Origin of the sequence: Cytobacillus solani (assembly GCF_001420595.1) — a bacterium.
GTDB classification, from domain to species: domain Bacteria; phylum Bacillota; class Bacilli; order Bacillales; family Cytobacillaceae; genus Cytobacillus; species Cytobacillus solani.
Map to the genome: position 1 here is coordinate 206,245 of NZ_LJIX01000006.1, position 24,504 is coordinate 230,748.

General features: G+C 35.8%; 39 protein-coding genes. 37 read left to right on the forward strand and 2 right to left on the reverse strand.

The annotated features are described in order from the left end of the window. Nucleotides 1–225: 225 nt before the first annotated feature. From AN957_RS02900 to AN957_RS02925, 6 genes are read left to right on the forward strand one after another with little or no spacing between them, the layout of a single operon-like run. Nucleotides 226–423 carry a hypothetical protein gene (locus tag AN957_RS02900; protein WP_056682117.1) on the forward strand — a complete coding sequence of 66 codons (198 nt, stop codon included), beginning with the start codon at nucleotides 226–228 and terminating at the stop codon, nucleotides 421–423. 58 nt (nucleotides 424–481) lie between these two features. Continuing rightward, a complete protein-coding gene (locus AN957_RS02905; RefSeq protein ID WP_056682119.1) occupies nucleotides 482–694 on the forward strand; it encodes a hypothetical protein in 213 nt (70 codons plus the stop codon). A 20-nt stretch (nucleotides 695–714) separates the two neighbouring features. After that, a complete protein-coding gene (locus AN957_RS02910; protein WP_056682122.1) occupies nucleotides 715–1,008 on the forward strand; it encodes a hypothetical protein in 294 nt (97 codons plus the stop codon). Between the two features lie 28 nt (nucleotides 1,009–1,036). Continuing rightward, nucleotides 1,037–1,393 carry a hypothetical protein gene (locus AN957_RS02915; protein WP_056682124.1) on the forward strand — a complete coding sequence of 119 codons (357 nt, stop codon included), beginning with the start codon at nucleotides 1,037–1,039 and terminating at the stop codon, nucleotides 1,391–1,393. 26 nt (nucleotides 1,394–1,419) lie between these two features. Beyond that, nucleotides 1,420–1,650, forward strand: a complete 231-nt coding sequence (locus tag AN957_RS02920) for a hypothetical protein (protein WP_056682127.1) — start codon at nucleotides 1,420–1,422, stop codon at nucleotides 1,648–1,650. A gap of 22 nt (nucleotides 1,651–1,672) precedes the next feature. Then, the gene (locus tag AN957_RS02925) at nucleotides 1,673–1,918 is read left to right on the forward strand and encodes an IDEAL domain-containing protein (protein ID WP_056682130.1); all 246 of its coding nucleotides are present in this window, start codon (nucleotides 1,673–1,675) and stop codon (nucleotides 1,916–1,918) included. Between the two features lie 15 nt (nucleotides 1,919–1,933). Here AN957_RS02925 and AN957_RS29285 read toward each other — a convergent pair whose 3' ends face one another. Continuing rightward, nucleotides 1,934–2,104: a DUF8096 family protein gene (locus AN957_RS29285; protein WP_483772893.1), complete on the reverse strand. Its 171-nt coding sequence runs from the start codon at nucleotides 2,102–2,104 to the stop codon at nucleotides 1,934–1,936. A 75-nt stretch (nucleotides 2,105–2,179) separates the two neighbouring features. Between AN957_RS29285 and AN957_RS02930 the strand changes: the two genes are divergently transcribed. From AN957_RS02930 to AN957_RS27515, 20 genes are all read left to right on the forward strand, one after another. Further along, nucleotides 2,180–2,644: a helix-turn-helix transcriptional regulator gene (locus AN957_RS02930; RefSeq protein WP_082446477.1), complete on the forward strand. Its 465-nt coding sequence runs from the start codon at nucleotides 2,180–2,182 to the stop codon at nucleotides 2,642–2,644. Between the two features lie 113 nt (nucleotides 2,645–2,757). Continuing rightward, nucleotides 2,758–2,937, forward strand: a complete 180-nt coding sequence (locus tag AN957_RS02935; protein WP_056682134.1) for a hypothetical protein — start codon at nucleotides 2,758–2,760, stop codon at nucleotides 2,935–2,937. 248 nt (nucleotides 2,938–3,185) lie between these two features. Further along, nucleotides 3,186–4,001: a hypothetical protein gene (locus AN957_RS02940; protein ID WP_056682138.1), complete on the forward strand. Its 816-nt coding sequence runs from the start codon at nucleotides 3,186–3,188 to the stop codon at nucleotides 3,999–4,001. A 142-nt stretch (nucleotides 4,002–4,143) separates the two neighbouring features. Then, a complete protein-coding gene (locus AN957_RS29290; RefSeq protein ID WP_056682142.1) occupies nucleotides 4,144–4,671 on the forward strand; it encodes a terminase small subunit in 528 nt (175 codons plus the stop codon). Continuing rightward, the gene (gene terL, locus AN957_RS02950; protein WP_056682145.1) at nucleotides 4,668–6,059 is read left to right on the forward strand and encodes a phage terminase large subunit; all 1,392 of its coding nucleotides are present in this window, start codon (nucleotides 4,668–4,670) and stop codon (nucleotides 6,057–6,059) included. Before AN957_RS29290 ends, terL begins: the two co-directional genes overlap by 4 nt. Before the next feature lie 13 nt (nucleotides 6,060–6,072). Then, nucleotides 6,073–7,578, forward strand: coding sequence for a phage portal protein (locus AN957_RS02955; RefSeq protein ID WP_082446478.1), 1,506 nt, complete (start codon nucleotides 6,073–6,075; stop codon nucleotides 7,576–7,578). Further along, nucleotides 7,562–8,590 (forward strand): minor capsid protein, encoded by a 1,029-nt coding sequence (locus AN957_RS02960; RefSeq protein ID WP_056682148.1) that lies wholly within the window; start codon nucleotides 7,562–7,564, stop codon nucleotides 8,588–8,590. The genes AN957_RS02955 and AN957_RS02960 overlap by 17 nt, the downstream gene beginning before the upstream one ends. Continuing rightward, nucleotides 8,587–9,057: a hypothetical protein gene (locus AN957_RS28260; RefSeq protein ID WP_075209072.1), complete on the forward strand. Its 471-nt coding sequence runs from the start codon at nucleotides 8,587–8,589 to the stop codon at nucleotides 9,055–9,057. The genes AN957_RS02960 and AN957_RS28260 overlap by 4 nt, the downstream gene beginning before the upstream one ends. Before the next feature lie 103 nt (nucleotides 9,058–9,160). Then, complete coding sequence (locus tag AN957_RS02970) at nucleotides 9,161–9,760, forward strand: phage scaffolding protein (RefSeq protein WP_056682151.1); 600 nt, start codon at nucleotides 9,161–9,163, stop codon at nucleotides 9,758–9,760. A gap of 18 nt (nucleotides 9,761–9,778) precedes the next feature. Beyond that, on the forward strand, nucleotides 9,779–10,093 hold the full coding sequence (locus tag AN957_RS02975) for a hypothetical protein (protein ID WP_056682153.1): 315 nt from the start codon (nucleotides 9,779–9,781) through the stop codon (nucleotides 10,091–10,093). 34 nt (nucleotides 10,094–10,127) lie between these two features. Further along, on the forward strand, nucleotides 10,128–11,150 hold the full coding sequence (locus tag AN957_RS02980) for a major capsid protein (RefSeq protein WP_056682157.1): 1,023 nt from the start codon (nucleotides 10,128–10,130) through the stop codon (nucleotides 11,148–11,150). A 15-nt stretch (nucleotides 11,151–11,165) separates the two neighbouring features. Continuing rightward, nucleotides 11,166–11,435 (forward strand): hypothetical protein, encoded by a 270-nt coding sequence (locus AN957_RS02985; RefSeq protein ID WP_056682160.1) that lies wholly within the window; start codon nucleotides 11,166–11,168, stop codon nucleotides 11,433–11,435. Nucleotides 11,436–11,440: 5 nt separating this feature from the next. Next, entirely contained in the window at nucleotides 11,441–11,836 is a 396-nt protein-coding gene (locus AN957_RS02990; RefSeq protein ID WP_075209270.1) for a hypothetical protein, read from the forward strand. Beyond that, a complete protein-coding gene (locus AN957_RS02995; RefSeq protein WP_218970978.1) occupies nucleotides 11,833–12,192 on the forward strand; it encodes a hypothetical protein in 360 nt (119 codons plus the stop codon). The genes AN957_RS02990 and AN957_RS02995 overlap by 4 nt, the downstream gene beginning before the upstream one ends. Then, complete coding sequence (locus AN957_RS03000) at nucleotides 12,192–12,692, forward strand: HK97 gp10 family phage protein (protein WP_056682171.1); 501 nt, start codon at nucleotides 12,192–12,194, stop codon at nucleotides 12,690–12,692. Before AN957_RS02995 ends, AN957_RS03000 begins: the two co-directional genes overlap by 1 nt. Further along, a complete protein-coding gene (locus AN957_RS03005; protein ID WP_056682174.1) occupies nucleotides 12,682–13,107 on the forward strand; it encodes a phage tail terminator family protein in 426 nt (141 codons plus the stop codon). The genes AN957_RS03000 and AN957_RS03005 overlap by 11 nt, the downstream gene beginning before the upstream one ends. Nucleotides 13,108–13,109: 2 nt before the next feature. Beyond that, nucleotides 13,110–13,280, forward strand: coding sequence for a hypothetical protein (locus AN957_RS27970; protein WP_172797607.1), 171 nt, complete (start codon nucleotides 13,110–13,112; stop codon nucleotides 13,278–13,280). A gap of 1 nt (nucleotide 13,281) precedes the next feature. Beyond that, nucleotides 13,282–14,583, forward strand: coding sequence for a phage tail sheath family protein (locus AN957_RS03010; RefSeq protein WP_056682177.1), 1,302 nt, complete (start codon nucleotides 13,282–13,284; stop codon nucleotides 14,581–14,583). A gap of 21 nt (nucleotides 14,584–14,604) precedes the next feature. Further along, nucleotides 14,605–15,120: a phage tail tube protein gene (locus AN957_RS03015; RefSeq protein WP_056682180.1), complete on the forward strand. Its 516-nt coding sequence runs from the start codon at nucleotides 14,605–14,607 to the stop codon at nucleotides 15,118–15,120. A 65-nt stretch (nucleotides 15,121–15,185) separates the two neighbouring features. Further along, nucleotides 15,186–15,332 carry a hypothetical protein gene (locus AN957_RS27515; RefSeq protein ID WP_156341115.1) on the forward strand — a complete coding sequence of 49 codons (147 nt, stop codon included), beginning with the start codon at nucleotides 15,186–15,188 and terminating at the stop codon, nucleotides 15,330–15,332. Here the strand turns inward: AN957_RS27515 and AN957_RS03020 are convergent. Then, the gene (locus AN957_RS03020) at nucleotides 15,321–15,647 is read right to left on the reverse strand and encodes a hypothetical protein (protein ID WP_056682185.1); all 327 of its coding nucleotides are present in this window, start codon (nucleotides 15,645–15,647) and stop codon (nucleotides 15,321–15,323) included. The genes AN957_RS27515 and AN957_RS03020 overlap by 12 nt on opposite strands. Nucleotides 15,648–15,725: 78 nt before the next feature. Here AN957_RS03020 and AN957_RS03025 point away from each other — a divergent pair, with 78 nt between their 5' ends. From AN957_RS03025 to AN957_RS03075, 11 genes are all read left to right on the forward strand, one after another. Next, nucleotides 15,726–16,154 (forward strand): phage tail assembly chaperone, encoded by a 429-nt coding sequence (locus tag AN957_RS03025; RefSeq protein WP_056682188.1) that lies wholly within the window; start codon nucleotides 15,726–15,728, stop codon nucleotides 16,152–16,154. Between the two features lie 241 nt (nucleotides 16,155–16,395). Further along, on the forward strand, nucleotides 16,396–17,115 hold the full coding sequence (locus tag AN957_RS03030) for a hypothetical protein (protein WP_056682191.1): 720 nt from the start codon (nucleotides 16,396–16,398) through the stop codon (nucleotides 17,113–17,115). 51 nt (nucleotides 17,116–17,166) lie between these two features. Next, the gene (locus tag AN957_RS03035; RefSeq protein WP_056682194.1) at nucleotides 17,167–19,344 is read left to right on the forward strand and encodes a tape measure protein; all 2,178 of its coding nucleotides are present in this window, start codon (nucleotides 17,167–17,169) and stop codon (nucleotides 19,342–19,344) included. Between the two features lie 2 nt (nucleotides 19,345–19,346). Then, on the forward strand, nucleotides 19,347–20,015 hold the full coding sequence (locus AN957_RS03040; protein WP_056682197.1) for a LysM peptidoglycan-binding domain-containing protein: 669 nt from the start codon (nucleotides 19,347–19,349) through the stop codon (nucleotides 20,013–20,015). Continuing rightward, nucleotides 20,012–20,974, forward strand: a complete 963-nt coding sequence (locus AN957_RS03045; RefSeq protein WP_056682200.1) for an XkdQ/YqbQ family protein — start codon at nucleotides 20,012–20,014, stop codon at nucleotides 20,972–20,974. The genes AN957_RS03040 and AN957_RS03045 overlap by 4 nt, the downstream gene beginning before the upstream one ends. A gap of 1 nt (nucleotide 20,975) precedes the next feature. Beyond that, nucleotides 20,976–21,326 carry a DUF2577 domain-containing protein gene (locus AN957_RS03050; RefSeq protein WP_056687034.1) on the forward strand — a complete coding sequence of 117 codons (351 nt, stop codon included), beginning with the start codon at nucleotides 20,976–20,978 and terminating at the stop codon, nucleotides 21,324–21,326. Continuing rightward, nucleotides 21,326–21,730, forward strand: coding sequence for a DUF2634 domain-containing protein (locus AN957_RS03055; protein WP_056682205.1), 405 nt, complete (start codon nucleotides 21,326–21,328; stop codon nucleotides 21,728–21,730). Before AN957_RS03050 ends, AN957_RS03055 begins: the two co-directional genes overlap by 1 nt. Next, a complete protein-coding gene (locus AN957_RS03060; RefSeq protein WP_056682208.1) occupies nucleotides 21,730–22,812 on the forward strand; it encodes a baseplate J/gp47 family protein in 1,083 nt (360 codons plus the stop codon). The genes AN957_RS03055 and AN957_RS03060 overlap by 1 nt, the downstream gene beginning before the upstream one ends. Further along, nucleotides 22,805–23,353, forward strand: a complete 549-nt coding sequence (locus AN957_RS03065; protein WP_056682211.1) for a putative phage tail protein — start codon at nucleotides 22,805–22,807, stop codon at nucleotides 23,351–23,353. Before AN957_RS03060 ends, AN957_RS03065 begins: the two co-directional genes overlap by 8 nt. Further along, on the forward strand, nucleotides 23,353–24,204 hold the full coding sequence (locus AN957_RS03070; RefSeq protein WP_056682214.1) for a hypothetical protein: 852 nt from the start codon (nucleotides 23,353–23,355) through the stop codon (nucleotides 24,202–24,204). The genes AN957_RS03065 and AN957_RS03070 overlap by 1 nt, the downstream gene beginning before the upstream one ends. Continuing rightward, nucleotides 24,205–24,504, forward strand: a complete 300-nt coding sequence (locus tag AN957_RS03075) for a hypothetical protein (RefSeq protein WP_056682219.1) — start codon at nucleotides 24,205–24,207, stop codon at nucleotides 24,502–24,504.

The window sequence follows — 24,504 nt, forward strand, 5'->3', positions numbered from 1 at the left end:
AACATTTTCGAATAATGACTGGGACAAGTAAAATAATTGCATTTAAATAAATAATGCAGGCACAACATTTCTAGTGCCTGCAAAGAGGGAGTTCATGAGCTTACAACCTGAGGATATGATTGTGCTATATAGTATTCAATTTTAATGGATTTGTCCAAGTTCTATAAAAAAATGTGCTTTTTCACTAAATATATTAAGCAAAATGTTAATTAGGGGGAAGGAAGAATGAGTGTTAAAGCCTTAAAGAAAGGCGACAAAGTAGTAATGCACACTTGTATTGAAGCTGAAGCTCACAACGGTAAGATTTGGACTTGCCGAACTGACGAATTTAAACATCATCCAAAACACGACTATACAGTTGTTATGCTCGAAGGTTTTAGTGGTTCTTTTCAGACGGAATATCTACAAAAGGTAAATATTTAATTAACATAATGATAGCTTTGTTCAATAGCAAAAAAGTGAATTAAGAAAGGGTGGGTAAATGAGTAAGTGTGCTTCTTGCGAAGATGAATTTGTATGGAATGATGATGTGATAATTGTTGAAGATAATCTTTATCACAAAGATTGCGTTACATTGTATCCAACAGGATATGTCGCTTTTATTGATGATGAATTTTTAGGGGAAACCGAAAACGATGATGGTCAAATGGCTTATGAAATTATAGATGATCTTCTAAATGATGATGAAGATTAGTTGATTAGGAGGGAAAGAGGATGTACGACAAAGAGAAAGTATATGACGAAGAAATTTCGCCGTTAATGGCTGAAATTATTAAAATCTGTAAAAGAGAAAATCTTCCTATGGCAGCTCAGTTTTATTTAAAAAAAGAACGTGCAGAGCACGATGAATTCCCTGGTGAACCAATGTATTGCACAACGACTATTATTCCAGCAAAAAATGAAATGGATGCAGATGCTCATGATTGGTTGAAGAATGTAGCTACAGCAATGAGATACGGACCGAGTGGACCACCATATGTTATGGCGGCCACAATTAAAACATCATAAATAAACACAAGGTAGGAGGAGTTTAATAGTGGGATATATTCGACATAATTCATTTGTGGTTACTGGGGACAGTTATCCAGAGGCACAAAGAAAATTGGATTTAGCACATGAAAAGGCAGTAGAGCTTTTCTCAAATTTAGTTTCCCCGGTAATTCAAGGTAAAACAAATGGTTATCAATCTTTCTTTGTTGCACCAGATGGAAGTAAAGAAGGCTGGGATTTATCAGACGAATATGATGAAAAAAGAAAACAGCTCGCAGATTTTATTGATTCTTTGGCATATGGTGATGGCTCTAATTGTGTTCAATTTGTAGATGTAGGCTTTGATGAATGTTATGAAGCAGAAGTTGATCGTACTAATAAAAAACGTCCAGAAGAAGATTAAGTAAACAAAAGATAGAAGGTGATTATTTGAATTTACCTGATAAATTTTTTGTGGAAGATGAGCAAGGGGATATATTTCTTGTTTCAAAAGAGGATATAGCCAACCTTTGGTGGATTCAAGAAGATTACACTCATGAGGAATATGACTGCTGGGATGACTGTTCAGGAACTATGCAAAGTGAAATTTTGATTGAAAGAATTTCATCCGGGGTCTATAAAATTATTCCAGATGATGAAGGATGGATTGATTTAAATTAAGTAGAGATAGAAGGTGTAGATTATGGATAATAAAGAATTTGACGTATTCTCATTGTACATGCAGTACATGAAATTGATGAACCAAAGTCACAATGCTATTAAAAAGAAATCTATTAAAAATACATTGGAAACAACGCCTCCTGGTAATGATGAACCAGTCGTATTAAGTAAAGGTGAATACCTACAATTGATAGACTTAGCGCTTGAGACTGATGACAAGAAGTGGTTTCTTGAACTGACACAGAAGATGCAAAGTGTTGCTGTATAAGAAAAAAGGATGAAGCTAAATACTCTTCTTCATCCCACAATTACGGCACTCTCTTATTAATTTCCCTTCACTAATGGAACTTTTGAAATGACCTTTATCGCAATTGTCGCAACGACCACTGTTTTTATCTGGATATAATTTAATGTCATGCACGATAGTTAAATCAATTTCCTTTTCTATGACGATCCCGCCTTAATTCAAAATAAAAAGCCAGGACTCCTCCTGACCTACCCACTCAATTATATCACGGGAGGGGTCCACTTGAAAGAAGCTGCCAGCAAACAACAAGTTGAGTCCATACTAAAAGATTATCACTGGATGATGAATTCGATTAAGATTTTGAGGGATTCAATGAAAGATGCAGGAGAAGGTTTAACAGCGCAATATGGCGATCAAGCAGGAATGCCAAAAGCTCAAGGAACAACTAGTGATCCAGTTTATAGAGAGGCTGTACGACGCGGTAAACGTTTTGGAGTAATTAATAAATACGAAGCAAAAATATCCACCATCCAAGATCGTATGCATCTTATTAAAGATGACCGTGAGTTGGAAGTGCTACATTGGTTACTTGAGGGGAAAAGCTACCGATGGATCGCGCTTCATATGGGCCTATCTCATTCGCATATCAGAAGAATTAGAGACTGCATTGTAGACCAACTTTCTGATACAAATGTTCCAAATGTTCCAAATGGTGATACTTGTACAGAAGTTAAATCTGCTTGCTAAAATGGGAGGCAGGATCGGCGCGGAAAATTTCTCGCTGTCTGTTAAACTATTCTCCCTTCTTGAGCTCCACTTTACGGTGGAGTTTTTTTATTTCTCGAAAATAGGTGATGAACATGAAAATTGCTGATCATCTTTCTTCTGCAGAATTACATCAAGTGAATAACTTCAAGAATAAAGATAAGTCCTCAAATAAAAAATCAAATGAACGATTATCTAGTCGTGACCTTGCTGAGTTGATGGGTACTAATCGTCCCATTTATAAAAGGGTACGTGGTGCAATTAGAAATAAGTGAATTTGTTGCAGGAATTTGCTCAAATCTCCCGAAATATGTATGTAAAAAGGAGATGAGGCAATGGAGCAGGTTATTGAAAAATTGATTTGCTCGAATTGCAGCATAGAGATTACAGATGAACGTGAGTACTTAGATAATAACGGGGTGTGTGACGACTGTTACAGCATACCCATAAAGAGAAAGCTTAAATTAAAATTATGAAGGAAAATAGCCCCTTTTGTCGAACTAGTTGGATGGAGGGGATTGAAATGGAAATGACCAAATCTTGTTTTATTATTACACCAATAGGTGGAGAGAATACTAGTATTAGAAGGCATGCAGATGGTGTTATAGAAGCTGTAATTTCTCCAATGCTTAATGAAATGGGATATGAAACAGTGGTGGCCCATAAAATTAGTAAGGGAGGATCTATAACACGTCAAGTAATAGAAAATGTTATAGAATCAGATTTGGTTATAGCAAATTTATCTGGTTTAAATCCAAATGTAATGTATGAACTTGCTGTAAGACATGCCGTTAGAAAACCATTAGTGCAAATTTGTGAAGTTGGAACTCAACTTCCTTTTGATATTAGTCAATTAAGAACTATATTTTATACTAATGATATGAAAGGCAGTGTGGAGTTAAAAGAAACATTATTTGAAATGATACAAGATGCAATCAGTGAAGAGAAACCAGATAATCCAATATATAATTCAATAGAAACTTCTACCATCATGAAATCAACAGAGACTTCAACTACAGAAAAATATATTTTAGAAAGATTTTCTGAATTAGAAAACAATGTAATGAAAGCATTATCTTATAACAAGAAAAGAGATTATTTTGTGGAATTCACAATAGATAAAAAAGATGAATATTTTTTAACAAAAATAGTGGATGATCTATCCAAAAAAGGGTCTTTTACTCTTGAAGACGTTAATAAAGAACTAATTAAAAATAACATAAATATTCCTAGAAATATAGTTAGAGAAACTGTAAACAACACGTTAAATAGAAGAGCAAATCAACATTCATATATTACAGCTCTTGAGGAATTTAAAAATAAAGAAGTTAGTAACTAAAATATGCATCCTTCGGGGTGCTTTTAGCTAAAGGAGGAATTGAAATGAAAGATCCAGGTACTGGTGGTCATTAAGGCTTAAAGCACTCATTTTTATGGGTGCTTTTTATTTTATGTAGCTATTAGCATAATGGGGTGATGCCATTGGGAAAGTAAATAAGAAGAAAACTGGTGCTAAGGGAAAATACCTTGATTGGATTAAACCAGAAGGCCTTATTAAGCTTGAGGGATGGGCTCGTGACGGACTGACAGATGAACAAATTGCTTCAAATATAGGTATTAGTCGCTCTACGTTAAATGAGTGGAAGAAGAAGTATTCGGACATATCGGACACCTTAAAAAGGGGTAAAGAGGTAGTTGATCGTCAGGTTGAAAACGCACTCCTCAAACGAGCTTTAGGGTATGAGTTTGAAGAAGTCACTTATGAACCAGTTCCAGTTAAACCCTATATAAACGACGAAGGAAATGTTGTTGAATATGAGTTAGGTGTAACTAAGAAAGTAAAAAAACAAGTGGCTCCAGATGTTACAGCTCAAATATTTTGGCTTAAAAATCGTCGACCTGATAAGTGGAGAGATAAACAAGACGTGGAGCATAGTGGCAGCATGGAAGTTAACAATCCACTTAAAGGATTATCTACTGAGGAATTGAAGAAGTTGATAAACAAATGACTGATTTAGAAGTGATTAAACATATGGCCAAACTAGAACTTGCAAGACGTGAGTTCTTTTATTTTTGTCACTTGCTTGCTCCGAAGTTTTATAAAGAGAATAGGCAATATCTAATTGATATGTGTGATGAAATGCAAGACTTTTATTACTCTGATGATGAAGTTGCCATTATTAATGTGCCGCCGCGACATGGTAAGTCAAGAACTGCTTCAATGTTTGCACAATGGGTATTTGGCCAGAACCAAGAAGAAAAGATAATGACTGGTTCTTACAATGAAACTTTATCGACTACCTTTTCGAAAGCCGTTCGAAATGGAATATCAGAAGAAAAGGCTGATCAGGACCAAATTGTATATAGGGATATCTTTCCTTCTACACGCATCAAACAAGGTGACGCAGCAATGAACTTATGGAGTCTTGAAGGTGGTTATAATAATTACCTTGCAACTTCACCTACAGGTACAGCAACAGGGTTTGGTGCTTCGCTACTTATTATTGATGACTTAATAAAAAACTCACTAGAAGCCTTCAATGAAATGGTACTTGAAAAGCATTGGGAGTGGTTCACAAACACAATGCTATCCCGTCTTGAAGAAGGTGGGAAAATCATCATTATTATGACGCGTTGGGCTTCTAAGGATTTAGCTGGGAAGGCATTAGAACATTTTACTGATGAAGGTAAACGAGTACGGCATATTAACCTAAAAGCCTTACAAGATGATGGGACCATGTTATGTGAAGAAGTGTTAAGTAGAAGGTCTTATGAAAGTAAGATACGAGCTATGGGCCCTGAAATCGCCGCAGCTAACTATCAGCAAGAACCAATAGATGTAAAAGGAAGATTATACATCTCATTTAAAACATATGATGGTGAATTGCCACAATTCAAGGAAATAAAGAATTATACCGATACGGCAGATAGTGGAGAAGATTACTTATGTTCAATCAATTATGGCGTTACATTTAGTAATGAAGCTTATGTTTTAGATGTTCTCTACACTAAAGATGGAATGGAAATCACTGAACCAAAACAAGCAAAGATGCTGTATGAAGGTGAAGTGAACTGGGCTGATATTGAATCGAATAATGGTGGCCGAGGGTATGCTCGGTCAGTTGAAAGGATATTAAGAGATAAGCATCATTCGAATAAAACCCGAATTGAGCCATTTCATCAATCGAAAAACAAAACAGCCCGTATTATATCAAATGCTACATGGGTTATGGATCACATCTATTTTCCTGCTGATTGGCGTTTTAAATGGCCAGAGTATTATAAAGCAATGACAGAGTACCAACGTGAAGGTAAAAACAAACATGATGATGCTCCAGATGCTACTACTGGAATTGCAGAAAAGATTGGACAAGGCAGTCTATTCAGTTTTGATTAAGTGAGGTGATAACATGACAGGATACTTTCCGTTTCAAGGAAGCAGCACAGAAAGTGATCGTTTTAATAGCATAATTATAAATGGTGCAAGTAAAGTCTTGAGTGATATTCGTATTTTAGAAAAGGAAATATATAAGTTTAAGTCTTCGGACAGATTAAAGTGGATGAAGACAGGAATTAATTACTATGATGGCAACCAAGACATAATGAAGCGTGAACGAAAGGTAATAGGTAAAGGCGGTCGCTTAGAAAAAGTAGAAAACTTGCCGAATAACCAAGTTGTAGATAATCAATATGCGAAATTGGTTGACCAGAAAGTGAATTATCAGCTGGGTAAACCCCTAACGATAGAAACAAAAAATAAGAGATACCTTGAGTTACTACAAGATGTATTTAATAAAAGATTTCATCGTACTCTAAGAAACGTTGGTGAGGATGCACTTAACGCAGGCATAAGCTATCTTTATCCTTACTACAACGAATCTGGTGAATTTACATTTAAACATTTTAATAGCTTCGAAATTCTCCCTTTTTGGAGAGATAAATCGCACACCGAATTAGATGCATTTGCACATCTATACACCATTACTGTATATGAGGGTGAAACAGAAGTTAATCGAGAATGTGTTGATTTGTATAGCAAAGATGGGATCACAAGCTATGTATGGTTTAACGGCCGATTAGTACCTGATGTTGAAAAAACACCTTCACCTTATCTAACTGCAATAGATGAAGAAGGTAATGAGCAGCAGTTAAATTGGCAACGTATTCCCTTGATAGTATTTAAGTTTAATAGCAAAGAGATACCTCTGATTCGAAGAGTGAAGAGTTTACAAGATGGAATCAATTCAATGTTGAGTGATTTCCAGAACAACATGGAAGAGGATGCTCGTTCCACGATTTTAGTTTTGCATAACTATGATGGACAGGACCTTGGAGAGTTTAGACGGAATTTAGCTCAGTATGGTGCTGTAAAAGTTCGAAGTACCGATGGTGCAAAAGGTGGTTTAGAAACCCTCTATATTGAAGTAAATAAAGATAACTATGAATCTATTTTAAAGCTCTTTAAAAAAGCACTCATTGAAAATGGCCGTGGTTACGATGCTAAAGATGATCGAATGAGTAATAATCCAAATCAAATGAATATAAAAAGTATGTACAGTGATATTGAACTAGATGCAAATGGAATTGAAACAGAATTTCAAGCAGCATTTGAGGATTTATTGTGGTTTATTAATCAAAATTTCATAAATACAGAAAAAGGCGATTTTGAAGGGGAGAAAGTAAAGTTCATTTTCAATCGTGACACATTAGTAAATGAATCGGAAGTAATAGAAAGCTTGAACAAATCTACTGACTTATCACTTGAAACCCGTATTTCACAACACCCTTATGTCGATGATGTGCAACGTGAACTAGAACGTATCAAGAAAGAGCGCTTAGAAACTCAGGAAGAGTTTGATGGGTACAATGCCACATTCAATCAAAATAAAGGTGAGTTAGATGGCCAAGAGTCGTGATTACTGGCGAAAACGATTTGAATTATTACTGGAGGCTGAGCTAAATAGAAGTGAAACGTATCTAATTGATATGGAGAAAGCGTATATCCGAACAATGTCTGAAATTGAAAAGGATATTGCAAAATGGTATTTGCGCTTTGCTGCTAACAATGAAATATCACTAGCAGAAGCAAAACGGTTATTGAAATCTGACGAGTTAAATGAGTTCAGGTGGACTGTTGAGGAATATATTCTTTATGGTGAAAAGAACGCAATTAACCAAGCTTGGATGAAACAGCTTGAAAATGCTTCTGTCAGGGTTCATATTAGCCGTTTAGAAAGCTTGCAGATACAATTACAACAACATATAGAAAAGCTCTATGGTGGTCAAATTAATGCTGTAGAACGATTAATGAAGGAAACTTATCAGAGCACTTATCTCCACACAGCTTTCGAAATTCAAAGCGCATTTGGAATTGGTTTTACAATGCATGCTATTGATGAAACAAAGCTAACAAAAATTATAAGCAAGCCATGGACAGTAGATCGAATGACTTTCAGCGATAAGATATGGCGCGACAAGCAGTTATTAGTCAATACATTGCATACAGAACTAACTCAATCCATTGCTAGAGGTCAAGCGCCAGATAAAGTGATTTCCACAATATCGAAAAAACTAAATACTTCCCGTTCTAACGCTGCTCGTCTTGTAATGACCGAATCGGCGTTTTTTAGTGCTTCGGCTCAAAAAGAAACGTTTGGAGAGTTGAATGTTGAACGTTATGAGATCGTAGCAACGCTTGATAGCAAAACAAGTTTGATATGCCATTCTATGGATGGGAAAGTATTCAAAATGAGTGAATTTGAGCCGGGTATAACAGCGAATCCATTTCATCCATATTGCAGGACCACCACGGTACCTTATTTTGATGATGATTATGGTCAGCGTATTGCTCGTGGTAAAGACGGAAAGGTCTATTACATTGATAGTAAAATTAAGTATCCTGAATGGAAGGAGCGTTTTATTATATGAAAAAGTATCGTAAGAAGTCCGTTGTGATTGAAGCTATTAAGACAGAATGTGGCAAACCCATGAAAGAAATTATAGATTTTGTTGGTCATGAGAACCTAGATCTAAATACTAATTGTGAAGCTGTAATTAGAACATTAGAAGGTGATATGATAATCAACCCCGGTGATTATATCGTTAAGGGAGTTACAGGTGGATTTTATCTTTGCAAGCCAGATTTTTTTGAAGCAACATATGAACCTGTAGTTGAAGATGATTTAATTTACTCTGTATCAAAGAAGTATGGATTTACGGTAGAGGAAGCTCAAACTTTGCTATCTAATAAAGAAACCAAAAATATCTTATTAGCAAATATAGGAAAAAGCAGTTGTGTTACACCAGTTGTAAATGTCACTATTCCAAGTGGAGAGTTTGATGTTGAAAATTTAGTAAACAATTTAGAGTATCAAATAAAGAAAATATTTAATTAAGTTATTAACATTCCGTCATCTTAGCATTTATGGACGTTAACTATTAAAGCTGGCTCGAGGACGTAACCTCGTAAAACTATCGTAACCAATGGAGGAATCATAAATGAAAAGGGAATTTTTAGAGGGTCTTGGCATTGATAAAGAGAAGATTGACTCAATCATGGCTGAACATGGAAAAACTGTTGAAACACATAAATCAAAGCAAACTGAACTATCTACTAACTTAGAAGATTTAAAGAAGCAGCTTGCTGACCGTGATAAAGACCTAAAGGATTTAAAGAAAAAAGCAGAAGGAAGCGAAGAGCTTCAATCAAAGTTTACAGAACTTGAGACAAAATACAATCAAGAGAAAGCAGACTTTGAAACAAAGCTAATAGATACTCAGCTTTCCAGTGCTTTAAAGCTGGCTCTAGCTGGCAAGGTTCATGACGCTGATCTTGTAACTGGTCTTATCGACAAAACAAAAATTGAATTAGGCGAGGACGGAAAAGTCACCAAAGGACTTGATGAGCAGATTAAAGAGCTGCAAACATCAAAGTCCTTTTTATTTGTGCCAGAGAAAAAGGATAAAACCTTTAGAGGATTTGTTCCAAGTGGAGGCAATGGTTCCGATGGCAATCCGATCGATATCGGTGCCGGTTTCGCGAAAATGGCAAACGAAAGAACTCAAGCACCAAAAAATGAAAATGACCCGTGGGGTTAATAGAAGGAGGATATTGATATGCCATATGTAAAACCAGTGGTAACAGCAAATCGTATTAACTTTTTAGCATCTTCAAAGGTTCAAGCTTTCACTTATCAAGTAAGTGCTGCAGGTGTTGCAGCAGATTCAAATGGTCGAAAGATTGTAAAGGCAGGAACGATTCTTCCTGCGAATGATGCAACAGCACAAGGTATTTTATATACAGATGTGGATGTAACAAATGGACCACAACCAGGCTCGTTAATTGTTGAAGCATATGTTCTTCAAGCTCGCTTACCAGTTGCTCCTGCTGCTGAAGCAAAGGATGCATTATCAAAAATCACATTCCGATAATAACAATTCCATTAATCGATAGGAGGCAAAAATTATGCCAGATGTATTAGAACTTTTTGATTCCAAAACAGTATTAAATTATCTAAAAGAACGTCAATATAAGCCATTGCTTGGAGAAAGCCTATTCCCTGAAGTGAAGCATGATACATTGGATTTTGAATACTTAGTAGGTGCAAGTTCTCTTCCAGTAGTAGCATCTGTACATGCATTTGATACAGAAGCAGAAATTGGTTCTCGTGAAGCTGCAAAGCAAGCACTTGAAGCTGCTTATATAAAGCGTAAAATGCAAATTACAGAAAAGGATTTAATTGCCTTGCAGTTCCCACGTACTCCTCAGGAACAACAATATTTAACTAGTCGAGTCTTTAATGATATTGATTCATTAGTTCAAGGTGTTAAAGCTCGAGTGGAGTTAATGAGAATGGAGGCTTTAACAACCGGTAAAGTCACACTAAATGAAAATGGTCTAAACATGACCGTTAACTATCATATACCTACTGAACACCAAGAAACATTAGCTGGTACCGATTTATGGACTGATCCAGCAGCTGATATTATTGGAGATTTGGAACGTTGGCAGGATTCATTAGATGAAAAAGCAACTCGTGCTTTAACATCTACTAAAGTACTATCTCAAATTCTACGAAACTCTAAAATTATCGGGTATCTATTCGGCAAAGATTCCGGCCGCATTCCTACTCGCCAAGATTTGAATGCATTCTTACTGCAACATGACTTACCACAGATTGCAGTCAATGATGCAAAATATCGCAAGCAGAATGCCAATGGTTCTTACACAACTTCTCGTTACTTTGGTGAGAATAAGTTCGTTATGTTTGGTGCTGGTACGCTCGGAGAAACTCTTTATGGACCTACTCCAGAAGAAAGCCGTATGGTTCGCGAAGGTAATGAGCAAGTACAAAATATTGATAAAGTCATTGCTATGGTTTATGAAGAAGGTTTGGATCCAGTGTCTACTTGGACCAAAGCTGCAGCTACTGCAATCCCTTCTTTCCCGGAAGCAAATAATGTGTTCCAAGCTCAACCTATTGCTTAGAAAGGATGAAACTGTATGACTACACAGCTTCGAGTGAAAATAAAAGATTCGGTATTTCCAATCCGTATTAAAGGGGCTCGTTACCATAATGGTGACGAGCTTATTGTTGATAAAAAGGATTTTTCAGATAAGATGATGGAAATTGTAGAGGAAGTTAAACAAGATCCCGAGTTTGAGGCATTAAAAGAAAAAGCGAAAGAATTAAAAATAAAAAGTTATACAAAAATGAAAAAAGAAGAGCTACAAGCTGCTGTTGAAGAAAAACTTGCTGAAGAAAGCGAGTGATTCAGTTGTTAACAGAAGTTAAAGAAAGGTTACACTCACTAGGCATTTCGGTGTCTAGTGAGCCAAGCAATGTTGATGAAGTAATAATAAAATTTAGCATTGAAAAAGTGACAAATCATATAAAAAATCAAACAAATCTATCTGAAATCCCCACTGGTCTTAAAGAAATTGCGATCGATATGGTTGTTGGTGAATATCTTTTTTCCAAAAAGTCTATGGGGCTATTGAACATAGATTCTCTAGATTTTGGCTTAATCGAAAAACAAGTACAAGATGGTGATACAAACGTCACATTTGCAGTGGAAGCAAGTTCAACGCCCGAAGCTCAATTTAATGCCTTTATTCAATATCTGAGACATGATGAAGTGGATTTTATAAGGTATAGGGTACTGATATGGTGAATGCACGTAGAAAAGCCATAGAAAGACTGTATAAGGGCGTATGTACAATTAAAGAGTTTCAATCAATAAAAGACCCTATCACACATATTACAAGCAATAAAGAGGTCCCAGTGCTTGAAAATCAACCTTGCAAACTATCTATCGAAAAACAAACTTCAGCAACAAATACTAACGGGCCAGCAATTATTGCTCAATCTACTAAGTTATTTTTAGCTCCAGAAATTATTGTAAAAGCTGGTTCAAAAATCATTGTAAGCCAACACGGTAAAACAAATGAGTATGCCCGTAGTGGGGAACCAACTGTTTACATGGATCATCAAGAAATTGTACTTGAATTTTTCAAGGGGTATGCTTAATGGCAAGGTGGGGTCGTATTGATTATGAGCAGCTAAAAAGATTGCAAAAACGAATACAGAAGCTAGAAAGAGCGAAGTTTGATAAGTTTTGTGAAGAGTGCGCAAAGGAAATTGCTGCTCGATTTTTGGCGAAAGTAATTAAACGTACTCCAGTTGGTGTCTATGAGGGGCAAGGAAAAACGGGTGGAACATTAAGACGTGGTTGGACAGCTAAAACGCATGCAGAAGCTGAAAGTGGTAGTGGTAAGGGAGGAAATGCAGTATCCTTTGCGCAAGGTCTACAAATAACTAAAATAGGTAATGTTTACGAAATTATTATCATCAACCCAGTAGAATATGCTCCATATGTCGAATATGGACATAGAACGAGAAATCACAAGGGCTGGGTGAAGGGGCGCTTTATGATGACAATTTCAGCAGATGAGGTTGAACGTCAAGCTCCAAAAATTGTTGAGAAAAAGCTAACAAAATTTTTAGGGGAGGTATTTGATGCAGATTAATGATGTTATTGATGCAATTGCAATTAAGCTGCATCAAACCTTTGGAAATAGCTTTACAATCTATAAAGATTCAATTGAGCAAGGCTTTCAGGAGCCTTGTTTTTTTATTGCGTTACTTGAGCCGGATATAAAGCAAATGATAGGAAATCGATTTCATAGGACACTGCCATTTGATATTCATTATTTTGGTCATAGTACCACTAATGCTTATAAAATTGTTGATGATCTCATGTTCAATATGGATTATATACAGTGCTTAAATGGTGATTTATTGAAAGGCACAAAAATGAGTGCAAATTTAGTTGATAGTGTCCTTCATTTCTTCGTAAGTTATAACATGTTTGTCCTAAAAGAAACGATACCTGAGGACTCGATGGAAGGTCTTTCAATCAACGGAAGTATGCGAGGTGAATAAAAATGGCCAAAGAAAAAGCTGAAGCTTTGTTTACAAAAAAACAAATACTATCGTCTGCGAATTATCAAGAAAGGCGAGATTTGTTAAGTGTTTTGTTAAAGGATGACCAGCAGTACAGCTTACAAGCAGTTGATCAAGAAGTTGATAAGTTCATGAAAAGGAAGGTGAAATAGAATGGCATTAGGTGGAGGAACATTTACTTCTCAGAACAAGGTATTGCCGGGTGCTTATATTAACTTTATTAGTGCCAAACGCGCATCTTCTTCGTTGTCTGACAGAGGCACTGCTGCATTGGCATTGGAATTGGATTGGGGAGTAGAGAACGAAGTCTTTACTGTTAAGGCTGAGGATTTAGAACGGTTTTCATTGAAAATCTTTGGCTACCCATATGATCATGAGAAATTAAAAGGAATAAGAGATTTGTTTAGAAACATTCATACAGCATATTTGTACAAATTAAATACTGGTGTTAAAGCTTCAAATACCTTCGCTACGGCTCTATATGGTGGTGAAAGGGGCAACAGCCTAAAAACAGTGGTAACGACTAATATAGACGATCCTACGAAGTTTGATGTTATTACAATGCTAGATACAGAGATTATAGATAGTCAAACTGTAGCACAGGCAACTGAATTAGTACCTAATGACTTTGCAGTTTGGAAAACAGATGCAACTTTAGCAGCAACTGCTGGTACTCCATTTACCGGAGGGACTAATGGAAGTCAATCTACAGGAACTGAATATCAAAAGTTCTTGGATAAGATTGAGCCATTTAAATTCAACACAATTGGGTGCTTAGCGACTGATCAAGTAATTACGGCATTATTTGTTGCGTTTACAAAGCGGATGCGTGAGAAAGTTGGAGCAAAGTTTCAAACAGTAGTTTATCAAACAGCAGCAGACTATGAAGGTGTTATTTCTGTTGAAAATAAGGTTAGTGAAGCAATCCCTCAATCTTTAATCTATTGGGTGACAGGTGCGGCAGCTGGTTGTGCTGTAAATAAATCTAATACAAACAAAAAGTATGATGGTGAATTTACAGTGGATGTAGATTATACGCAATTTGCGTTAGAGGATGCATTGAAGGCAGGTAAGTTTATTTTCCATAAAGTAGATGACGAAGTACGTGTATTAGAGGATATTAATACACTAGTTACCTTCACAGAAGAAAAAAACAGCGACTTCGGTAGCAATCAAACTATTAGAGTTCTTGATCAGATTGCTAATGATATTGCTGTTCTCTTTAATAACAAATATCTTGGCAAAATACCAAACAATGAATCTGGAAGAGTATCTCTGTGGAATGACATTGTGAAGCACCATAAGGAACTTGAAACGCTTCAGGCTATTGAGAATTTTAATGCTGATCATGTTGTAGTGTCTAAAGGCGAAGGTAAAAAAGCAGTAGTTGTTGGTGATGCGATAACTGTTGTTAATGCTATGGCTCAACTATATATGACAGTTACAGTGGCATAGGAAAGGGGATGAAATTTAATTATGTATGAAAAAAATAACTTACTTCTGAAATTAGACTTGCAAAAGTTTGGTCAAACAATGAGTTCGAAAGATGCGGTAAGTGCTTCTCTTGCTGAGTGCTTTGTAACAATTGAAGGTAATCGGTATAACTTTATGCAGGCGATTAATTTAGAAGCATCTATGGAAAAGACTAAAAGTGAAGTACCGATACTAGGTAAGACGGGTAAAGGGAATAAGTCAACAGGGTGGAGTGGATCTGGCTCTGCTACATTCCACTATAATACTTCCATTTTCCGTGAGTTGCTATATAGATTTAAGGAAACTGGTGAGGATGTATATTTTGATATTCAAGTGACAAATGAGGATCCTACTTCTGGAGTTGGCCGTCAAACTGTAATTTTAAAAGATTGCAATATTGATGGTGGTATTCTTACTAAGTTTGATGCAGATGCAGAATACTTGGATGAGGATTTAGACTTTACCTTTGATGACTTTGAGATTCCAGAAAAGTTCAAATTACTACCAGGTATGCAATAAAGCAGGAATGATCATTCTACGACACTCTCAATTTGAGAGTGTCTTTGCGTATAGGGAGGGTATAAATGATGAATGTAAATATTCAATTAAAAAATGCAGAAGAGTTTCAAAAATTGTTAAGGAAAGCTACTATTCTTTCAAACCAATTAGAGGAAACTCTTCAGCAAATAAATAAATTTGAATTGAATTTTGAAACTAAATTAGAAGCCTAACTTTTTTTGAATATATTCTTGAGTAGCAGTTTCTAACATCGTTTGCCAATCTTTAAAATTGGTATTCTTCATAACGTGTTGATCCATATCATCTTCAGGAATAGCTTCAAAGTCATCCTGAGATTCAACTTTAAAGTTACCAGCATTCAAAAATTCATCAAATGAATCAAACTTAGTGTTTTTACTCATGAATGATGTAATGAATAATTCATCGAAGGAAATACTGGTTGTTTTTTCAAGTTCTTTTGCTGCGCTTTCCATATTTTTTAGTTGTTTTTGCAGTTTATCTAAACCCTTTACTTTAAACTTAGACATTATTTCCACCCCCTTTCTTTTGTCTTTATTCGACATAAAAGGATAAAATACCTATTACAATTTTAGGAGGATAATTGAATGAATAAATTAAGCGCGTTTCTTAGTCAAAATGCTGTAAAGGTTGAAAATGTTAAGTATGCTGCATCTAAACGGTTCCTAGATGAAAATAAAATGCCTATGGAATGGGAAATCTGCAGCATTACGTCTACTGAAGATGAGGATATAAGAAAAGCCTGCACCAAAAAAGTTCCGGTACCAGGTAAAAGAAATCAATTTGTACCAGAAACGGATTACAATGCATATCTTGGCAAACTTGCTGCAAAGTGTACAGTATTCCCTAATCTTAATGATGTTGAATTGCAGAATAGCTATGGGGTAATGGGAGCCGACGCGCTACTGAAAACAATGCTAACTCCTGGTGAGTATGCAGACTATGTCGCAAAGATTCAAGAGGTTAACGGGTTTGAAGCTTCGATGGAAGAATTGGTTGAAGAAGCAAAAAACTAATAAATGAAGGCGATTATGAGGCTAACATAGCTTATTATTGCCTTCATAAGTTTCATAAATGGCCTTCTGAGTTTGAGTCTTTACCTAAAAATGAAAAAGCTTATGTAATTGCTTCTGTACAAATAAAACAAGATGCAGAGAAAAAAGCCGAGAAAGAAAGCAAAAGGAAAGGCCGACGTAGAAAGTCATAGAGAAATCCTCTTCTTTTCTGTATATTTATAGATAAGGAGGGGATAAGTATATGAAAAGGGCATTATTTCTAGTTCTTTCATTTTTGTTTGGGATATTTCTTGTATTTGCGATATTTTCAATTATTAAAAGTATTGGAAGTTACAGTAGTCTAGGAGATTATTTAGTTGCATTTATTATGTTATTTGTATTTGTAGTATTAGAGATGTTTTTTGTGAAGAAATATAAAAAATATAGTGATCCAAAGCTAATAAAAGAACAGCAAAAACATAATCAACAATTATTGCAAGAAAAATGGGAAACTGAAAAAATTATTCCTGGCTCGAAAGCACGTATTGAAGATTTAGGCGCTGATATATGTATAAAAGCAAAACACATGGCTGGTTTACCAATAAGTGAAGGTGCAGAAACTTTTATATACAGATGTAAAAATAAAGTGGTTTTTGAAAGAAATGAGAAAACTTATGAATTAATTTTAGATAAAATAGAAGATATAACAATTAAAACAGATATCGAAATACAAAAAAGTTATGTAAGTAGTGTTGGAGGTGCTGTAGGTGGGTATGTTTTATTTGGACCACTTGGAGCAATGGTTGGAGGAAGAGCGAAAGAAAAAAAATCACAAGTTATTGAAGAATATCTGATCTTTGCATATGAAAAAAATAATGAAGTAGAATATATATCATTTGAGGTAACAAATATTCCTAATGCTTCTTTATTTGTAAATTTATATGACAATAAAGTTCAAAAGAGGCAAACAATAGAAATATAATAATCTGAAACACTCACAAAATGTGGGTGTTTTTTTAGGTAGGTGCTTATTTTGGCTACCATTAGAACAGCTATACAGATCTATGATGGTATGTCACCAGCGTTTAGATCGATGAATAACGCTATGAATATAGTTCTAAATTCCTTCGAAAGCCTACAAAGGGCATCTGGAAATGCTATTGATACTGCTAGTATTCAAGCTGCTAGACAAGAATTAGCAAGAGCTGAATCATCATTTGACCAAATAGAAGAGCAGATTAGACAAGCTGACAGGCAACAGCAAAATTTGAATAATAGTATAAATAACGGAACTTCTGCGGCTAATGGATTTTTATCTAAGATAGGAGCAATGGTAGCAGCATACCTCTCGTTTCAAACAGGTAAGTCTTTAATGAATACTTCTGATGAATATACAAACTCAACAGCTAGAATTGATATGATGAATGATGGTCTACAAAGTACCAAGGAATTACAGGAAATGATTTTTAGAGCAGCACAAAGATCATATGGAGCTTATTCTCAAACTGCTGACATGGTAGGTAAAATCGGGATGAATGCAGGAGCTGCATTTAATTCAAGTTCAGAAGTAGTACAATTTGCAGAATTACTCAACAAACAATTTGGTATTGCTGGGACAAATGTAGAGGGAATCCATTCGGCTACTCTACAATTAACTCAAGCACTAGGATCTGGAGTATTACGAGGCGAGGAGTTAAATGCAGTATTTGAGGCGGCACCAAGTATTATTCAAACAATTGCTGACTATTTAGAAGTGGATATTGGAAAAATTAGAGAAATGGCTAAAGAAGGTTTATTAAGTGCTGAAATAGTAAAGAATGCTATGTTTGCAGCGACAGATGAGATTAATAGTAAGTTTGCTTCAATGCCACTGACCTGGTCTCAAATTTTTGCCTATATACGAAACGAAGCCCTTTGGGCATTTAGGCCACTTTTAGAATCAATTAATAAGGTTGCCAATAGTGAAAGAATTCAAGGATTTTTAAGCAGCCTATCCAACTCATTTACCACATTATCCAGTGTTGTTGTATCAGTTTTCAATATAATTACCTCTATTGGAAGTTTTATCTATGATAATTGGTCCTTAATTGCTCCAGTTGTTGGAACTGCGACAGCAGCTATAGTAGCCTATACCTCAGCATTATTAATAGTAAAGGCTGCGAGTGTTGCTCAAGCGTTTTGGTTGGGAATTAAAACATTAGCTACTGGTTTATATACTGCTTCTACATGGGCTAGTGTACAAGCGACTCTCGCCGCTACTGGTGCAGCATGGGGGCTTAATGCAGCATTATATGCAAATCCTATCTTTTGGGTGGTATTAGCTGTTGTTGCATTAATAGGAGCCTTTTATTTAGCAATTGCAATAATTAATAAATTTGCTGGAACATCAATCTCAGCAACAGGAATTATTGCAGGAGTTTTTTTCGCATTAGGTGCCTATATATTTAATATCATTGCTTTTTTATGGAACATTTTTGCCTCAATAGCAGAGTTTTTTGTGAATGTCTGGAACCATCCAATGTATTCAGTAAAAAAAATATTTGCTAATCTCGTGACTAATGTGCTTGATATGACAATTTCAATGACCAAAGGCTGGGATGGCTTTGCCACTAGTTTTGTGAATGCGATGATCTCAGCTGTAAATGGAGTAATTAAAGCTTGGAATTGGCTTGTTGATTTACTACCAGACAGCGTTACAGGTGCATTAGGAATTGGTAAGGGAACAGAATTTTCACACAGAACATCCATTACAAGTGATCTTGAAAACCTTAAATCAGGTATTAATGACTGGGTTGGTGAAGCTCCTGAGGGTTACTGGGAAGCTCCAAAGATGGAAATGAAAAACGTAGGAGCTGCTTTTTCTGCAGGGTACGACAAAGGTGCAGCCTTCAGTGATAATGTAAAAGATTCTTTTAAAATGGATGAGTTGATGAATAATGCTCAAGCTCTTGACCAAATTGGCAGCGCTGGAAAAGAAACAGCCGGAAACACCGGGAAAATGGCTGACTCGATGGAAGCTTCGGAAGAGGATTTGAAATACCTGCGTGACATTGCTGAACGAGAAGTGATTAACCGATTTACTACAGCTGAGGTTAAGGTTGATTTAACTAATCATAATAACGTTAACTCGGAATTGGATCTTGATGGTATCATAGATCGCTTTGGAGAAAAACTAGTGGAAACATTGGATTCTGTTGCGGAAGGTGTTTAACGATGGCATATAGCTTTTTATTTGATGATTTACTTTTTCCAATCACTCCTTCTAAACTAGATATGAAGATAAAGAACAATAATTCTACAATTACGCTTATCAATGAAGGCGAAGTTAATTTGCTAAAAAAAGCAGGATTAACTGAAGTTTCATTTGAGGTATTATTACCTAATGTAAAGTATCCTTTTGCTGTCTATCCAGATGGATTTCAGCCAGCGACATTCTATTTAGATAAACTTGAGAAATTAAAAACTGAAAATAAACCTTTCCAATTTATCGTCTCTCGATTAAAACCGAGTGGCGATTTATTATTTGATAATGATATGAAAGTATCTCTTGAAGAATACACAATCAAAGAGAGTGTCGATCATGGGTTAGATGTAGTCGTTTCAATCCAACTTAAGCAATACCGGGAATATGGTACGAAAATAGTTGAGATTAAAAAGCCTACTGCAAAGTCAAAGCCAGTTGCTAAAACTATTAAGCCAAGGCCAACAACGAATGCTCCACCTCCTCCAAAGTCATACAAAGTTGTTAAAGGTGATACCTTATGGGCTTTATGTAAAAAATATTATGGAAAAGTAACTAAAAAAATGACTGATGAGTTAGCTGCTAAAAATGATATAAAGAATCCTGATCTCATATTCCCTGGGCAGGTGATTAAGTTATGAGTAATTTTGAGTTAATAATTCAAAACGGATCAAAATTAATGATGCCTGCTGTAGAAGAAGGGATTATATGGGAAACTGCTCGCAGGGGCGTTCCAGGAAAACTAACTTTTAAGGTCGTGCAAGATAAAGATTTAATATTTGAAGAGGGTAATGCTGTTAGATTTAAAAAAGATGGACAAAATGTTTTTTATGGCTTTATTTTCACGAAGAAACGTTCTAAAGATGGACTTGTTAATGTGACAGCTTATGATCAATTAAGGTATCTAAAAAACAAAGATACTTATGTCTATGAGAATAAAACTGCATCTGAATTTATCAAAATGGTTGCTGCGGATTTTAGAATGAACACTGGAACTATTGAAGATACTGGCTTTAAAATTGCTAGTCGTGTAGAGGATAACAAAGAGTTGTTCGAAATGTTTAAAAACGCACTAGATTTAACAATGGATAATACGAAAAAAATGTATATCCTCTACGATAATTTCGGAAAGTTAACTCTTAGAAACATAGAAAAAATGAAATTAGATGTTCTTATTGATGAAGAGACTGGTGAGAACTTTGATTATACATCCTCAATCGATTCTAATACGTATAACAAGATTAAACTAGCATATGAGAATGAAAAGACAGGTAAGCGTGAGATTTACATTACAGAAGATGGTAACAATATAAACCGTTGGGGAGTACTTCAATTTTTCGAAACTATTAAAGAATCGACTAATGGAAAGTCAAAAGCAGATGCGCTGCTGTCTTTGTATAATCGTAAGACAAGAAATTTAAGTATAAAAAATGCATTTGGGAACATTTTTGTACGTGGTGGAAACTTGGTAGTCGTAAGGCTAATCCTTGATGATATTAAAATTATGAACTGTATGCTGGTTGAAAGTGTTAAACACACTTTTGAAGAAAGCGATCATTTCATGGATTTACAACTAGTTGGAGGCGATTTTATTGCGTGATATGAATAATATCGTTCAATCATTTAAAAAAGCAGCAGTAGACGCAATTCAGGCGGCTGATCCAACTGCAATACAATTTGGTCATGTAACAAGTACATCACCATTAAAAATACTAGTTGAGCAAAAGAAAGAATTATCTATTGCTCAACTAATATTGACAAGAAATGTACGAGATTATGAGGTTGAAATGTTAGTAGATCATATGACGGAAGTAGCAGAAGGACATTCACATGGATACAAAGGCAAAAAGAAATTTACTGTCCACAATGCTCTTAAAGTTGGGGACAGTGTTATTCTCCTTAAAATGCAAGGTGGCCAAAAATATTTAGTGTTAGATAAAGAGGTGGTTTAGTGATTCCTCAAGTTAATGATGGTCTAGTGGCTGATTTTGAAGAGGCTACGCCGCCACCTACTAAAAACTATAAAATATATATCAATAAAAATCGCTGTTTAGGCTTCGTTAATGAAATCGAAGCATTGAAACAAGCGATTTTTTTAATGCTTTCAATCGAGCGTTATGACCACATCATTTATTCGTGGAATTTTGGTGTGGAATTGAAAGATTTATTTGGAAGGCCTACAGCTTATGTTTTACCTGAGATTAAGCGACGGATCACTGAATGCCTTACTCAGGATGACCGAATAAATGCAGTCGATAACTTTGTATTTGACGTTCAAAAAAGGAAGGTTCATGTAACCTTTAATGTCTATACCATCTATGGAGATATCGAAGCTGAGAAGGTGGTGGAATTTTAATGACTGAACCTCTAAATTTAGATACAACTTATGAAGATTTAATGGCTCAAAAGTTAGCTGGAGTTGATCCATCTCTTGATACACGGGAAGGGACATCTCTTATTTATAATGCTACAGCAGCAAACAGTATTGAAATAATCCAAATGCTATTTACTCTTAAAAATCAAATCGATTTAGTGTTTGCCGATACTGCGCCAAGAGAGTATCTAATTCGTCGTGCAACAGAAAGAGGAATGAAACCGTATGAGGCAACAAATGCACGGCTTAAAGGTGTTTTTAATATCGATGTTCCAATTGGTAGCCGTTTTTCATTAGATGAGTTGAATTATGTAGTAATCGAGAAAGTTGAGTTTGGAAAGTTTGTAGTAGAATGCGAAACATCAGGCAGTATTGGGAATTTATTTTTAGGTCCCATAATCCCTATTGAATATATTGACGGTTTAACAAGTGCAGAATTAACAGATGTGCTTATACCAGGTGAGGATGAAGAGGATACAGAAGCTTTTCGTACTCGATATTTTAATAGTTTTGACTCCACAGCTTTTGGAGGTAACAGAAAAGATTATAAAGACAAGGTCAGTGCACTCCAAGGTGTTGGTGGTGTTCGGGTTTATCGAGCATGGAATGGTGGAGGTACTGTTAAACTGGTAATCATTAATTCACAATATGATAAACCATCTCAGGCTTTAGTTGATTCAGTACAAGAAGCTGTAGATCCCTTGTCAGAACAAGAAGAGGGTGTAGGGATAGCACCAATAGACCATATTGTTACTGTTTTCCCAGTAGGGGAAACCTCAATTGATGTAACTCTTAATATCACTTACCAAGATGGATGGACATGGCCTGATATTGAATCGAATGTATTTCAAACAATTGACAACTATTTCAATGAATTAGCAAAAGAATGGGCCGAATCCGATGATGATTACACTGGTGTGGTCGTTAGGATCTCGCAAATAGAAACACGGCTCCTTGGAGTAGATGGTGTCCTTGATATCGCTAATACAATGTTGAATGGTGCTCAATCAAACATTGCTCTTGATCAAGAGTCGATACCCAAAAGGGGGGTAGTAAGTGGCTAGAGATGTTGATATTTTAAGTTATTTACCATCTATTTTACGTGATATTAAAGAATTAATTGAGATTGCACAGGTTGAAAAACCAGCGTTAGAAGCTATATGGGAGAATATCGAAAATGCACTAAATAATCAGTTCGTTGTAGCTGCAAATGGATCTGGATTAAGTAGATATGAAAAGATGTTAAAAATAAATACTCCGGCTACAGATTCAATTGAAACTCGACGTTTCCGTATATTAACTCGTTATCAGGAACAAGCCCCATATACATGGAAACTCCTAAAACAATTACTTGATAATTTGTTAGGAGAAGGCCAGTACGAGTTAAAACGAGATGTTGCAGCTAAAACACTTTCTGTAAAGATCGAATTGACTGTAAAAGGCCAGTTTGATGCAGTAGTGGTTATGCTTGAGCGAATTACACCACAAAATATGGTGCTATCAGTGGAGCTTAGATACAATCAGCATTCGAAATTGGCACAGTACACACATGCTCAATTAGCAGCATTTACACACAAGCAATTAAGGGAAGAGGTGTTAAATTAATGCCTACAAATACGACAAATTTCAATTTAATTAAGCCTGGGCAGGACGACTTTTATGATGTATCTGTGCCCAATGCAAATATGGATACCATAGATGGAATATTAAAGATATTGCAGGATGCTATAAACTCTGGGGCGACTGAACAGGAATTGGCACAAATCCGCGAGGAACTTGCTACGCATTTGGCGGATAAAGCGAATCCTCACGGGACAGATAAAACTCAAATAGGGCTTGGAAATGTTGACAATGTAAAGCAAATACCTGCTAGTGAAAAAGGACAGCCAAACGGTGTGGCTATGTTAGATGCTGACGGGAATGTAATAAACGCTGATGGAAGTGGTATTAGCGGTTTCGAGTTAATCGCAACAGTAGAGCCTAGCGTATCAACCTCGGCGATAGTTCTATCAAGCATCCCGACTAAGTATAGAGACCTAAAGTTAATTATTAAATCTATTATTCCAGGCAACACAAACGGAGGACTAGCACCAGCTAGTTTGAAGATAAATGAAAGTGGAGTAGGGACAGTTAGAGGTATATCATTCCAAGGTTCAAGTACTACTAATGTAAACCATGATTCACAGTTGTATATTGGTCACTTCTATAGTCAGGTGAATACCACAAATGAGGCTACTTATGCAGAAATTGAGTTCTCGAATGAGCAAGGGGAAGCTAAGCGAATTAAACATAATCAGTACATTACCGGCTCATCAGGTAGTTCCCAAAAATTTGGGTCACTAGTGCTTTTGAGGTCGCCAGTTATAGAAAAAATAACATCAATTGAGTTATCAATACCTGATGTGAATTTCAAGTTTGCGCCAGGAACAAAAATTCAGTTATTCGGGGTGTTGTAAATGTATGAAGTTATTATTGATGAATGGGGTGAGTGGCATGTTGCAAAGAATTCTGACGGTGAAGTTACTTCAAAGTTATTGGTAACACCTTCTCAAAAGTGGAGAGACGAAAACCAGCCTGATGTTTCTGTGCCACAACTGCCTACCTTTGAAGAAAAGTTGGAAACCTTAGAGCAAGAAAAGTTAGTCTTACAACTAGCCTTGGCAGAAAGTATAGAAAAACAGGAAATAGATAAGATCAATAATCAACTAGCATTAGCTGAATTAGTAGAAACGTTAACAATGAAAGGAGTTTTATAA